General features: G+C 44.8%; 8 protein-coding genes. 5 read left to right on the forward strand and 3 right to left on the reverse strand.

The features are described 5' to 3' along the window. Both DWY79_RS14220 and DWY79_RS14225 read left to right on the forward strand, forming a co-directional pair. Positions 1–2,583, forward strand: a complete 2,583-nt coding sequence (locus tag DWY79_RS14220) for a M14 family metallopeptidase (protein WP_122369543.1) — start codon at positions 1–3, stop codon at positions 2,581–2,583. Positions 2,584–2,620: 37 nt separating this feature from the next. Then, positions 2,621–3,319 (forward strand): hypothetical protein, encoded by a 699-nt coding sequence (locus tag DWY79_RS14225; protein WP_233563986.1) that lies wholly within the window; start codon positions 2,621–2,623, stop codon positions 3,317–3,319. Positions 3,320–3,341: 22 nt separating this feature from the next. On the opposite strand, the gene DWY79_RS14230 is transcribed toward DWY79_RS14225, so the two are convergent. Beyond that, positions 3,342–5,705, reverse strand: a complete 2,364-nt coding sequence (locus tag DWY79_RS14230) for an ABC transporter permease (protein WP_122369545.1) — start codon at positions 5,703–5,705, stop codon at positions 3,342–3,344. A 158-nt stretch (positions 5,706–5,863) separates the two neighbouring features. Between DWY79_RS14230 and DWY79_RS14235 the strand changes: the two genes are divergently transcribed. Next, positions 5,864–6,439: a response regulator gene (locus DWY79_RS14235; RefSeq protein ID WP_022192499.1), complete on the forward strand. Its 576-nt coding sequence runs from the start codon at positions 5,864–5,866 to the stop codon at positions 6,437–6,439. 18 nt (positions 6,440–6,457) lie between these two features. Then, positions 6,458–7,435, forward strand: coding sequence for a HAMP domain-containing sensor histidine kinase (locus DWY79_RS14240; RefSeq protein WP_122369546.1), 978 nt, complete (start codon positions 6,458–6,460; stop codon positions 7,433–7,435). Here the strand turns inward: DWY79_RS14240 and DWY79_RS14245 are convergent. Both DWY79_RS14245 and DWY79_RS14255 read right to left on the reverse strand, forming a co-directional pair. Then, complete coding sequence (locus DWY79_RS14245) at positions 7,432–7,764, reverse strand: type II toxin-antitoxin system PemK/MazF family toxin (protein WP_008777861.1); 333 nt, start codon at positions 7,762–7,764, stop codon at positions 7,432–7,434. The genes DWY79_RS14240 and DWY79_RS14245 overlap by 4 nt on opposite strands. A 315-nt stretch (positions 7,765–8,079) precedes the next feature. Next, entirely contained in the window at positions 8,080–10,782 is a 2,703-nt protein-coding gene (locus tag DWY79_RS14255) for a prolyl oligopeptidase family serine peptidase (RefSeq protein WP_122143905.1), read from the reverse strand. 818 nt (positions 10,783–11,600) lie between these two features. On the opposite strand from DWY79_RS14255, the gene DWY79_RS14260 reads away from it, so the two are divergent. Next, the gene (locus tag DWY79_RS14260; protein ID WP_122369547.1) at positions 11,601–14,795 is read left to right on the forward strand and encodes a DUF6383 domain-containing protein; all 3,195 of its coding nucleotides are present in this window, start codon (positions 11,601–11,603) and stop codon (positions 14,793–14,795) included. Positions 14,796–14,811 lie beyond the last annotated feature (16 nt).

Raw genomic sequence — 14,811 nt, forward strand, 5'->3', positions numbered from 1 at the left:
ATGAGAAGATTTTTTTTAATGTGCCTGTTGCCAATCTTCTTGGCGACAGGTGTTTTTGCTCAACCACAAGCGGATGAGTATCCGTATGATTTGACGTATTTCTTGCCGGAAGGTTCTCATGTTTATGACCCTCAGGTTCCTACCCCGGAAAAAATCTTGGGATTCCAGCTTGGAGAACAACATGCCGGATGGGATCAAGTAGTGGAATATATGAGAACATTGGCGCGATGCAGCGACCGTGTCACGATTAGGGAGACGGGGCGTACCTATCAGCACCGTCCTTTTATAGAGGTCGTGTTTACTTCGGCCAAGAACCAAAAAAATATAGATCGACTGAAGGAGGAGCACTTAAAGTTGAGCGACGTGGCGAAATCGAGAAGCGTGGTGATAGACGACATGCCTGTGATCGTAAGCTTGATTTATAGCATTCATGGAAATGAGGCATCGGGTGTGAACGCTTCGTTGGCTGTTGCCTATCATTTGGCGGCGGCACAAGGGCCTGAGATCGAGGAATTACTAGACCAAGAGATTGTCGTGATGACTCCCGGAGCCAATCCGGATGGAATCAATCGGTTTGCGTCGTGGGTGAATTCCTCTAGAAGTTTCACGAATGTTAGCGATATAAAATCACGTGAGTTTACCGAGCCTTGGCCTTCCAGTCGTACGAACCATTATTGGATCGATTGCAATCGCGACCTGCTTATGGCACAACATCCCGAGGGAATCAATGGCTTAAATGGATATTTTGAATGGTTGCCCAATGTGGTCGTGGATCAACATGAGCAAGGGGCGTTACGTCCTTATTATTTCAGTCCGGGACATCCTAAGCGTACTCATCCGTTTACTCCCCTGCTTAATCAAGACTTGACGGCCGAGATTTCTTCTTATACGGCAAAGGCACTCGATCGGATTGGGACGACTTATTATTCGAAGGAGGGTTATGATGACTTCTATTACGGAAAAGGGGCTGCTTATGGAGATGCGCATGGATCCGTTTGCCTGCTATATGAGCAAGGTTCCACGCGCGGACATTTGCGTAATACCCCGAGCGGGGAATGGACCTTTGGCTGGACAATCCGGAATCAGGCCCTAGCCTCTTGCGCTACGCTGGAAGCGGCCAAGGCGATGCGTACCCGTTTGCTGACTTATCAGAAGGAATATTATGAGCGTACGGCTTCCGAGGCGCAGAAGGAGGCGGTACAGGGCTATGTGTTCGATACACGCGGATCTAAGTCTGTCGCTTTTCATTTCTTGGAGAATATGGCCCGTCATCATATCGAGGTCTATCAGTTGGCGAAGGACTATCAAGCCGCAGGTGACAAGGAGTTCCGAAAAGGTTCAGCTTATGTCATTCCGGTGGCGCAAAAATACAGTACGATGGTTAAGGTGCTTATGGAGGATTGTTTAGAATATACGGATAGTACTTTCTATGATATCTCTACATGGACGTTCCCGTATGCGTTTAACTTGGAGTGTGCTCCGGTGAAGAGTGTCGCCGGATTGATGGGGGATCGGATTGAGCGAAATGATTTTCCGCAAGGACGGCTCATCGGCGGGGAAAGCCGGGTGGGGTATGTGTTTGAGAACCGGGAGTTTTATGCGCCTAAGGTAGTCTATGAGTTGCAGCGTAAGGGGATTCGGGTCAGTGCGACCAACCGTCCGTTCCAATTTAAGAACGAAGAGGGAGAATGGACGATGGGCTATGGTACCTACCAGGTATTGACGCATAATCAGCCGCTTCCTTCGGATGTGCTCTATGCGACATTGGGTGAGTTGGCAAAAAATACGGGAGTGGATATCTATTCGGCCAACACGGGATTGATGGCTGATGTGGATTTTGGCAGCCCGGCTTTTAAACCATTGGAACAGCCGAAAGTGGCTATGTTGGTAGGACGTGGCGTAAGTATCCCGGAATCGGGTGAGATTTGGTTCTTGTTGGATAAGCGTTTTCAGATGCGTCCGGTATTGATAGAGAACCCGTCTTTGACAGGCAAGGACTTGAAGGCTTACAATGTTATCATTTTGGCTAATGGTGTTCCAAATCTAACTAAGGGTACCGAGACTGCCTTGAAGGAGTGGGTTGCTGCCGGAGGAGTGTTGATCGCTACCGGAAAGGCTAGCGCATGGGCTAGCAAACAAGGGCTTATCTCTTTAAAGACAAAGGAAACATTGCTTGAAAAGGCGGACAGCTTATCGGTTTATCGTTCTTTTGCGGATAAGGCGGAAGCAAAAGCCGGAAAGTTGATCAAAGGGGTAATTCTGAATTGTCATTTGGATAAGACGCATCCGCTAGCTTGGGGACTTGATCAAGATGAGATTGCTGTTATAAAAACGAATGATATCATTTTCCAGAAAGATAGGGATCCGTATGTTTCGCCTTTATATTATACCAAGAAGCCCTTGTTGTCGGGATTCTTGTCGGCGGATAATGCGAACTTATTGAGAGAGGAGCCTGCTGTCATAGTGAAACCTTATAAAAGCGGTAAGGTGATTGTTTTTGCAGATGATATGAATTTCCGTTCTTACTTCTTTGGAACTAGTAAGTTGTTCATGAATGCGTTGTTTTATAACAAATGTATGTAGTTATCAGATGAGTATTCAACGAAATATATTGTGTCTCATGGCTCTTGTTTTATCAGGAGCCATGGAATTTGCCAATGCTTGCACGTCGGCTATCATTTCTGGCAAGGTAACACCTGACGGACGTCCGATTATGTGGAAAAATCGCGATGCGGAAAACTTGAAGAATTGTGTGCGGTCCCATTTATCTCGCTCGTTCCATAATCCTTTGATGGGTATCGACTTGAAAGATGGAAAACATAATAAGCCAGAGACTTCCGGTTGGTTTGCGGAGCAGGATTTTATCGCTCGTAGAAGTACCTCTTGCGCTGTGGCTATTCAAGGTGTACGGCCGGACGAGGATGCTTCGTTCACTACGATGTGGACGGTTATCGGTTACCCACCGGTTACTCCTGCGGTTCCGGTTTGGTTGAAAGGCGCCGATAAGAAGTTGCCCAAGGCGTTAACTGTCGATCAAAATAAACATGCTCTGTTATGTGACGCGTCGAACATGCTTCGGGATAAGATTTACAGTTATCATCGGGGGACGAATACGGAAAGTTATTTCCATTGGGAATTACTTTTCAATCTAAGCGGCAATGGGTATATGCAGCAAACCGAGCGATTGGAGGAGGAGTTATTCGAACGTTTTTATTCCTCCATCGAAACGTGGCGATCAAGGTCGGTAATTCCCGAGGAATTAGTTTTCAATTTGTATGATGATTGTGATGCATTCCTTGATGAGAAGACACTGAGGTGAGTATCCAAAATATTCCTTTTCGCTATTCGCTTTGTAAGGCATTTACGGGATTACGGGATGCCGCTTTATAACTATGCCTGCTTACGGTCAGTAGCGTAACTATCAATACGATACCGCCGGACAGCAGGCATGTTCCTATGGATATGTCCACCCGATATACGAAATTCTCCAGCCAACAACTCAGCGAATACCACGTGATAGGAACGGCAATCGCGAAAGCGATCCCTCCCCAGCCGATAAACCGACGATTTAATAGATACAAGATCTCCCCGGCCGTAGCCCCGTTTACCTTACGGATACCGATTTCTTTCGTACGCTGCCGGATGGCATAGAGAGCCATGCCGAATAATCCGAAGGCGGTTAGCAGGAGGCTGATGATCGAGTACATGATGAGCAAATGTGCCAGTTCGATCGTTTTTCGGTTAGATAACATAAATTCCTCGTATATATCTTGGTATTCGAAAGGTACGTTGGGGTTGATCTTTTCCCATGTTTGTTGCAGTAAAGCTAGAGTCTCGGCTCTGCGCTCCTTTTTCAGTCGGATTTGGACGAGGTTATAGGGGGGAGTATGCGTTAGGTAGGTCAAGCTAGGGTAAACCTCTTGTCGTAAGGTTCCTGTATATAGATTCTCCACGATCCCTGCTATAATCGCTATCGGTTCTCCCTCCTTTTCCATCTTCCCGAATTCAGTGTCGTAAAGGCGGACAGGCTTACCCACGGGATTCTCGCCTTTGGGCACGAGCAAACGTGCGTATTGTTCGTTAATATAGACGGGTGTGCTGTATTGTTTTAGAGCCTCTCGCTCTGAGAGTCCTTGAAGAATGTTTATCTTCATAACCTTTAGGAAAGTACTATCACCTTCGTATTGGCCTAGCGTATAATTTAGTTCGTTTCCGTTTTCGTCTTTCAAGACCATTGTCCGCAAGTTGAACTGTATGATCCCGCTTTTCGAAAGGCACATCTCTTCTATGGAAGGATAACGCCGGATCTCTTCAGAGAAGGTCTGTATATGGTTCCCACTCCAGTCGGCTATTTCGATGAGATCCCGGTAACGTTCACCGCTTGTCTGAGTGAGCGTTAGTTGCTGCCGTACGGTTAGCGTGGCGAATACCAGAGCTATTGAGATGGCGAATTGTAAGATGGAGAGCCCGCCTATGATTGTCCGCTTCCGGGTACCGGTGGTGAATGATTTATACTCGGAATGGGAAAGGGAGTTGATCTTATGGCTCATATATAATGAGGGGATAATGGATAGAGCTAGGATGAGTGCCACGATCACAGGTAAGACCTGTCCACTAAAGAAAAATCCCAAGGAGATACGTCCGGAAACGATCCGGTTGAAAGCCGGCAGGAAATCCAGTGTAAGTAATAAGGATAAAAAGAAAGCGATCAGCACGGTAAGGAAAGTATCCAAGAATAGCTGGCGATGGATTTGCCCAGCCGATGCTCCCATCACTTTCTGGGTGTAGATCATCTTTACCTGTTGCAAAATGCGGGAGAAACTTAGGTTGGCATAATTGAAACAGGCGATCACGAGGATTAGGATGGCCGAGAACAAACCAACGTACAGTAAGTCTTTCTGGTTTCGGTGGATATAGGGGATGTATTCTTGTGTATAGGTTTGCTCTTGGAAATAACTCTCTTGGAGGGTATAGAAATAATACTGTCCGGTTCCGTTGAAAGTAGGTACCTTATCATCCTTTAGTTTTTGAGTGAACGTATCGATGTTGAAGAGATCGTTTACCAGTAATAAGGTAGGGCCGCCATTGAATTGGGAGGTAGTGCCTGCCAATGCGTTGAACTTCAAGAATGATTGAGGGTACTCTTTGATAACGGCGGCGACCTCGTAGGTAATCGTCTCGTTCTCATAAGCGTACTTTGCCGAGAAGGTTTTACCGATAGGATCCTCGTTCCCGAAGAATATCTTCGCTTGGTATTCGGTCAACGCAATTGCGTTTGGTTGGGTTAATGCCTTGTTTATATCTCCTGCCATTACCTTGTAAGGGAAAAAGCGAGGAAAGGAGGGATCAGCTCTGACGATCGAGATTGGGTTGAAGCGCTTTTCTCCTATCGTGATGGAGGCGGCATTCTCTATGTTCAGTCGTAAATAATCCTCAACTTCAGGGTATTGGTCTTTTAGCTGCACAGGGATCTTCCCTTTAATAAAAGATACTTTCTCTCCGGAGGTCAAGGGAGAGTCTTGTGCCATATAGATGATATGCGACTTATTGGGATTATGGGCTTCTATCCTAGATTCATAAATGACGTATGAGATCAGTAGGTTGGTACAAGTGATGCCTGCCGCCAGACTCAATAAGGAAATGACGGCGAACGTCTTGTTTCGCCACCAGCTACGGAATATAAGTTTTAGAGATATGGATTCCATGGTTTTATCTGTTTGTTGGTTCAAAGCTATCCGGTTGCGTGGAATATGGCAAATAAAATCGGAGGAAACGATCGTAAAGAACTGGATTTGTCTAAATATTGGACACTGAGACCCGGGAAAAGATCGTATCTTTGCGTACGAAAAAAAGAGGAGGCTTAATGCGTGACGCGAAGATTATAGTCGTAGATGACAATGAGGCGATATTGAGAAGTCTGCGGACGGTCTTGTCCCATGAGTTTAAGACGATCGTTACCGTATCATCTCCCGTATTATTGCCTGCCCTTTTGCGGAATGGAGATGTGGATTTGGTTTTACTGGATATGAACTTCGGCACTGGAAAGCAAGGCGGAGGGGAAGGACTTTTCTGGTTGGATCGTATCTTGGAGCTTAAGAATCCTCCGGCCGTTATTTTGATAACCGCTTTTGGGGATATCGAGTTGGCTGTATCTTCCCTTAAAAAGGGAGCCACGGACTTTATCGTGAAACCTTGGGATAACGAGAATTTGATTCAAGCACTTACCCACGTCTTGGAACGTCGTGCGGAATCAGATGAGAGCGAGATTTCGTCTGTGGCAGAATCTCTAGTCTCCCATCCTTGTACGTTGGAGGATATGGAGCGGCAGTTTATCGCCGAGGTATTGAAAGAAAAGAAAGGGAACCTGACGCTTGTGGCTCAACAATTGGATATTAGCCGCCAGACCCTTTATAATAAGATGCGGAAATACGGGTTGTAGATTATAAGGAGAGTAACCATGGTCAACTGGAATTTATACCTGAAGATTATAGGGAGCGTTTCCTTAATCGTACTTTTTGCGTTACTTGGATCTGTATTGTTGATAACCGGTATTTCTTATTTTTTATCTTTTGTATGTCTGTGTGTTATCCTGTTGATAACTCTGTTGCTAATCCAGTGGATAAACGGTACAAATCGTAAGATCGCTATTTTCTTCGAGTCGGTTCGTAATGGGAATACAACTTTGCGATATCCGGATAAAACGAATGATCCCTTTGTAAAGGACTTATATGCGGAAATGAATCGGATTATCCTCCTATTCAGTCAAAACCAGAATGAGATGGAAGAGAAGCGCTTGTATTACGAGAGCATCTTGCGGGTACTGACGCATGAGATTCGTAATTCGATTACGCCAATCCGTTCCTTATCTGCTGATCTGTTGAAATATTCCGATACATATACTCCGGAGCAATTACGGGAAGGTTTGGAGGTTATTCATGGGCAAGCGAAAAATCTATCCGCTTTCTTGGATTCCTACCATCGTCTGACGCATCTTCCGGAGCCGGAAAGAACCGAGGTGCCTATAACCTCTTTATTTCGGAAGATGGAACGGTTGTTGTGTGCCGAGGCGGGTAGCGACCGTATTCGTTTCTCCTCTGCGGAAGCTTTAACGGTACATGCGGACCAAAACTTGATTGTGCTGGCTCTGATTAACTTGATCCGTAACGCATTACAGGCGATAGAGGGGCAAGCGGATGCCATCGTCTCCGTAGAAGCCTTGGAGACAGATGGTAGGGTATATATAACTATAACAGATAATGGTCCCGGAATTTCTCCGAAACTGTTGTCTGCTATTTTTACGCCTTTTTTCTCTACGAAGTCCGGTGGTAGCGGCATCGGTCTCAGTATCTCCCACCGCATAATGCGATTGCATGGCGGCGATTTAACTGTTGATTCCTTGCCTGGTGTCCGTACCGAGTTTCGTATGACGTTCTAGAATATGACTTTCTTGATTTTTTCAACAATCAAGTTGAAAGGCTCGGCTTTTACATGGCTGCATATTCTCACAACGTCTCGTTTTGTGTAACCTCCTATTAATTGGCAAATAACGAAGCTTTTCTTTGTTAAGTTTTTTGTTAGCATAGAGTCTTCTAAAGGAAATGTATATTGTGGATTATAGTTTTTGGAAGATATCATAGCTAGGTAAAAGAAATCTTCAGCTGCTTGCAAATCATCGTTTGAGATGACAATAGCCATGTGAGGTTTGGTTATTCCATTAGGAAATAGATAATTGACTTCTACAACATCTCGTTGATGTATTTTCATTCGATGAGATATTTGGATATATATGCAGCCATGGATTGTCTGGAATGGGCTAGAAATAAATCTTTCTCATTCATAGAACTGAAAGGTTGGCTATCGCTTTTCCTTTGGTTGGAAATGTTGTGTTTAGCCATCTTGGGCGACGAAACATTTCTAGTTGGTCTGGTTTTTGTCGTTCTCATATCTTTTGTTTTTATGTTATTGGCAAATATACGTATTTATTTCAAAAGATCTCCTGTTTAAATGGAAAAAGAGATTATGGCTAAAGCTTATGGTATGACTATAGCTTTGGCCATAATCTCTTATAAGATTGTCTGATCAATACCCCAACTCAAATGGTTGTTCTACGGCAGGTACGCCTTCGGACATCCATTTAGGCATCTTCTCCTTTTTTAGGTAATGGTTGAAGAATTGGAACATGCGGCGTTGGAAATCGATGCGGTTTGCCATATGCATCGGCCAATGCGGTTCGCCTGTATAATTTAGTAACCAGCAAGGTTTACCTAACCGTTTCATGGCAACGAAATACTCGATACCTTGGTACCAAGGCACATGACCATCGGCATCGTTGTGCATGATCAATATTGGGGTCTGCACCTTATCCATCGTGAACAACGGCGAGTTTTCCAGATAACGAAGCGGAGAACTCCATGGCGTAGCTCCTAAACGGCTTTGTGTATGCTCGTATTGGAAAGAGCGGGCCATGCCGGAACCCCAACGGATACCGCCATAAGCGCTAAACATATTTACGACAGGCGCCCCAGACTCGATAGCGGAGAATAAATTCGTGCGAGTCGCTAAATAAGCTACTTGGTAACCTCCCCAGCTATGTCCTTGCGCACCGATCCCTTTTTCGTCGATATATCCTTTGGCGATCATCATGGTGATACCCGGCATCAAGCAGTTATAGCAGCTTTCTCCCGGATAACCATCTACATAGCGAATGTCCGGGTTGAAGATGACATATTCGTTGCTATTGTATAAGTGATAATCGATCGTAGAACGATGCGGTTCCGGCATACGGTAATTATATAAAGTCTCCGAATTCCGCTCGTAGAAGTTTACCATCATCGGGTACTTCTTGTTCGGATCAAAATTCGCCGGCTTATAAACGACACCTTCCAGTGGACGGCCGTCCAAGGAAATCCATGATACCAACTCGGCGGTACCCCAGATAAAACCTTCCTGCTGTTTGTCTCCATGCGTCAATTGCACGGATTTCTTGAACGCCAAGGTCGAATAGTGGATATCCGGGTATTGCTGGAAGGTTTCCATCGTATAGATCACGTCATCCGTATTCTTCGCCTTGTTGATAGATCGCAGCATATAATTACCCGCCAGCAAAGTCTTCGGGGCGGCAGGAGCAGAGAGGCGTGCGTTGTAGAATCCGTATCCTTTTGTGGCCTCGTTGAATCCTTTTAATAATTGCGGTTTGCCGAGGTCGATAAAGCGAGCCTCTTTATCCAGTTGTTCCAAGCGGTAGGAAAGTTTCTCCTTCCTTCCGTTCACGGTCAGGTTGATCGGTGGGGTGGCCGCGGTCGGATCGAATTTCCAGATGTCGTAACGATCATAGATCAAGAGATTTTGATCGTTCGCGGTCCAGCCGGCGGCTCCATGCGCATAAGGATAATCGGGAACGTCGTTCTCCTCGTCCCAAGCCGGAAAGCTTTCCGGAGTGGTTAGGCGATATTGCTTACCTTCCGCCAAGGCGATCGTGTACCAGCAGCTATCCGTCTCGCCATACCAATATGCATATTTACCTTGTGGGGAGAGGCGGAAACGGCCATAATCCGCTTGGGCGATTTGCTTGCGCTCCCCGTTATCCAACGATACGGTATAATAGTCGCTGCGTGTGCGGGCCTCCCACATGGAAGACAAAGAATAGGGACGGGAAGTGGAAAGGAGCGCCAAGGGTGCGTCACCCTCATTACCCAATTGGATATTCGGTAATTCCTCATTCGCCAATTGGAAGATAGAGCCGTTGCCCAGATTATAAACCGCTTGATAGCTTTTCTTTAAGTCTTTTTCCTTGTTGTAATTCTGTACGGTATATTGTACGGGCTCATCCCAACTCCAAACCTGTACGTTCGGACGATTCTCGGCTAGTTGGGTCGTGTCTTTTTGCCTCGGCTCCGGTGAGGTACCGAAGAACAGACGGGAAGCGGATTTCGAGAATTGAAGCATCCCGTTCTCATTGATTACCCATTCAGCGGGGAAAGCCTTGTTTTCACGGGTGGCGATTTCTTTCGCGGGAGTGTTATGTTCGGATAGCCATAAGCTTAACGCTTTGTAAGAAGAATCTTTGTCGGCGCAATATAAGAAAGCCAGCCGTTCCCCTTTCTCGTCGAACGTGGTTTGTTTGAATACGCCTTTTCCCTCTTTGATGAGCGCCGGACTTCCTTTCTCCGGGTTCAAGGTGAATATACCTGCTTCTCCTTCCGCCGCGCTCGTGTAATATAGCATACCGCTTTTCTTGGCGAATTGGAAATCCGTTACGGTCGGGAACTGGAAGGTCTTGCTTCCATCCAGCGAACGGACGTACAACGTGGAGTCCTTCCGGCCTCTTTGATAAGCGATCCAATCCGCCTCGTCCGCTAATTTGAAGGTTTTGAGGGAGTCTATCGTCTCCTTTTTACCGGCGACGGAATAGATTACCAAGGTGTTCATCGGCATCTTGTCCTCTTTCGTCTTCAATACTTTCAGGGAATCTACCGTAGACTTTCCGGGTGTTTGCGTGACAACCAGATAACCCGAGGAAGCGGAGAACGCGAACTTATCGGCCGGAGAAAAAGTGGCGGTCTCTTGCCCTTGGGCCGCATACAAATAAATGGTAGCGTCACCTTCCCAAGGTTCCATCTTGCAAGCTACCCATTTTCCATTGTCCGAGATCTCCCGGTCCGTGATTCGTTGCCAAGTGATCAGGTCATCAACTGTTAGGCTTTTAGAGGCGTTTTGCGCGAAGGCTGGGGAAAGACTTCCCAGACATGCTACAAAAGCCAAGTACTTTAAGTGTCTCATCATGGTTATGTATTGATTTTAAAACAAAGATAATGGCTTTATCAGAATCTTTATTGCTTTTGACCGGAATTTGCTTCTTGAAAAACACGTACGTGTTTCCGAGAAAACATGTACGTGTTTTTTGTAAAAGTCGTACGTGTTTTCTGGACAAGGTAATGGCGTTTTTAATGTATTGATTATCAGTGCCCTTTTTGAACGTTCTAATGATCGCAGTTATAAGCGGCTTACAATGGGCATTATAAAGGTGTTACAATGCCTATTGTAAAGACCTTATAATGGGCATTGTGGTGATAGGAAATTCCTTTGGTCAACGGTAGGAAAAAAGGTTTGTAAGTGGTTAGTTATTCACTTCCCAAGCCGTAAGTTATTCACTAGGTATAGCCGTAAGTTATTCACTCGACAAGCCGTTAGTTATTCACTTGGGAGACCCAAAACAGGGCAGTTTATATTGAATATGTTATTTATTGTAGGAAGATTTTTAGTAAGCCTTTATTCAATGTACGCACGTACATTATATTATATACATGAAAATGAACGGTGAAAACGATCGTTTAGATTAGTCTTTTGCAAAGGTACGCGTTTCTTTGACACTTGCAACCCTTCCTTGCTATTTTTTTTGCCCCTTATCGGCTTTCTTATCAATAGAATAGCCTATCCTTTACGAAACAACCGATTCGGCAGACGAACCTCTCTTTTTCCTCCTTTAAAAACGCAAGATCTAAACGATCGTTTAAACTAGTCGTTTCGGTATAGACGAAGGATGATTAAGGATTTGATAGATATTCAATTAACACTATTATTAATATTTAAATTTTCGATTTATGAACAGAAAGATTTCTACATTGTTTACGGCGGGTCTGCTGATGGCGGGTTCGTTGTGCGGTAGTGCTTGGGCGCAAAGTTCTATTCAGCAATTGGCTGGCTTTGTGAATGGACAGGGGACGTTTACCGCAACGCCTGCTACGGAATTGAAGGCTGGACACCAGTATGTATTTGTTAATGATCAGACGAATAATGAGGCTTATGGTCATGAGCTATCGGGTAGCACCATTACAGAGTCTACGATAGGATTATCTACGCCTCTTGCTGATAATGATGATGTTAAACAGTATGTTTGGACTGTTGGCATAACTGAATCTCCGAAAGGCTTCTTCTCTTACAATTTTACGAATGTTGAGACAGGAAAGCTTTTAAGGGTTAATGTCGGCTTTACGGCTATAGAGAAAAACACGAAAGTAGAGGATAAGAATACGAATAAGGATTTCGTATTTGATGGATCTTCTGTTTCTGCTCTTACGGGAGGTGCATATTCTGGCACGAATAACAATTTGTATATTTATTCATCTTCTACTCCTCTCAACGGCTTGAATTGGGGTAGTAATGTGTCAACAGTATCTACGACGATTGCGGCTCCGATCTTTTACGAGGTTAAGTCTGAGTTGTTGACGAATTCAGAGGAATTGAACGCATTGTACAATACATCTGGTTTCTCTTTCGTTTCTAAACGTCTTAAAGATCAAGGTGAAGAACCTATCGGTAACTTGTTTAACGACAAAATGGTGGTAGCTCGTTATTTGGCTCGCCCAATTACGATTGATGCTACACAATACCCGGGGTATTCAGGATCTTCTTCAGACTTGCAGATTCCTGCCGGTATGTACTTCTTTACGAAAAATGCTCCAGCTTTAGATAATAGTGACCAAGTGGTTAGGGACTATAATGCGTGGTTGAACGCTACGGTTTTGGTTGCAAGCTCTACAGAGACAATGGAGGAAACGAACGCCGGACGTGCGAATGGTGATGGTTTCTCTTTGGTAGAGAAGGAAATTGGTGACTTGAACCTGTATGTAGGAACAGGTGCGGCTTGGAAGACACAAGGTGACGAGATTTCTATCCATAACGCTTGTTTCCGTGTTCAAAAGAGTTACGTGGAATCTTATCCGTATGAGTTGAATCTGGATCGTTTCCGTTTCAGAATACAAGGTAGCAAGGCCGATCATAAGGATGCTCAAATCAAGTTGGAGATTTTGCAGCATAATGATAATTTCTACTTGACTACGATCTCTAACACTTCAGACAAGACGGATAAGTTCATCTTTAAGTTGGGCGTTGCCGGTACGAAGAAAGGTATCGAGTTGTTGAACAAGGAGGCTAAGGCAGCTGTTTATACGATCCGTGTATTGAGCGGTAAGCAAGGGGATGTGAAGAGCGTATATGGAAAATATTTGACTTCTGCGGTCGATAATGGTAGTTTTGAGCTTGTCGCAAAAGCGAAGGTGTTGTCACAGACAGAGACTCCGGCTTATCAATGGATGATTACAAGCGTGGATGATACTTATAAGATCACTTTCACGAATCGTGAGACAGGTGATCATTTCCTTACGACATTGTTCCCTAAAACAGATTTGGGTGAGAATGTATATGAGACAGCTGTTCCTTCAACTCGGGATATCACTCCTATCTATGTTGATGAGAATACCTACCGTGAGACTGCTTCGACTCAGACCGTAGAGTTTAAGCGTCTGTTAGTGGAGTTGACGAAAGTAGAAGAAGTTGATCCATACGCAGGTTTCTTGAACGTAGATGACCAGACTTTGGTAACAATGGCTTTCGCTCGCGACAACAACGTGACTTCCAATAAATGGTATACCGCTGTTACAAAAGACAATAATAGTAATGTCTACAAATTGAATGCTGATGGTAAGTTCGCCAACAGCGTATCCGATGCCGCTCAATGGCAATTGATCAAAGACGAGGCTCCGAAGACGATCATCGAGAGTAGCTTCGTTTACAATAGAGGTAACCACGTGACCGTACAGGCTAAGGGCGATAAAGGCTATGCTTATGCTTATCAATTGCGCTATATCAATGATGGTATAGAGACTAATGCCTATTTCCCGCAAGGTACAGGTACTAGTACCCATGTTAACGGTGCAGACGTTATGGCTACGGCAGATGCGGCTAAGTTCGTTATTAAACAAGCTGCTGATGGCTCTGTTTATTTGATTCCTGTATCAAGTACGAATGCGAATGTTACAACTGTATTTGGCAAGACTACGAAATCAGTAGTAGCTGTTAAGTATAACAATGACGAGTATGTGTATACAACTCCATCCGTAGTTTATGCATTGCCGGGTAATAATCAAGACATGACATTAAAGACTTACTTGATCGAGGAAGCTCCGGAAATCAGCTATCCCGCTAAGAATGGCCATATCTCATTGGTAAGCGAGTTAGGCAACTATATCTCCTTGAACGAGAACCAAGAGGGTATCGTAGTGAATAATGAGCAATACTCATTCTATTTGCGCGTAACCGATACGAAAGCGATCGTTCCTTCTTTCTATATCTCTAAGGGTACGGAAGATCCTAATAGAAGCTTGTTCTTGTTCAATCCGAAGGATTCTGTGGACTATTATGTAGCGGACGGCATGTACGACAAGAAATATGAATGGGCCGAAAAAGCTACTAAGGCTATCTTCAAGTCTGCTTCTATCGAGGCAAACAACGATACGATCTCTACGGTAGTAAAGGGTAAGGAAGTGAAAGTTGCTAAAAATGCTGACGACGAAGGCGTATTAGGCGGCTTGGATAACTTCAAGGTTCAGATTATCCAATGCGCTGACGATGAGGGTATGTATGTGATCCGTTCCGTTAAGGAGAAAGATCGTTACTTATATGGCCTCAACGACAAATTGGCTTGGGGTACTGATAAGAATAGCGCCATGAAGTTCACGATCACTGCTGGTGATCCTACTTCCAACGAGTCTGTAGCTGATGGCGCTGCCGGTGTTAAGGTAATAGGTGGCAATGGTATCGTAGAGATCCAAGGCGCAGCCGGTAAGAAGGTGGTTATCTCTAATATCTTAGGTAAGGTAGTAGCCGAGACTATTCTTGCTTCCGACAACGCTACGATCGCTGTTCCTGCTGGAATCATCGCAGTAGCCGTAGAAGGCGAGAACGCTGTTAAGACAATAGTTAAACCTGTTGGCGGAATTAATTTAGTGCATACTTAATTCTGCCAATGGGCTT

The sequence above is a fragment of the Parabacteroides sp. AF27-14 genome (assembly GCF_003635425.1).
Classification (GTDB): Bacteria; Bacteroidota; Bacteroidia; order Bacteroidales; family Tannerellaceae; genus Parabacteroides; species Parabacteroides distasonis.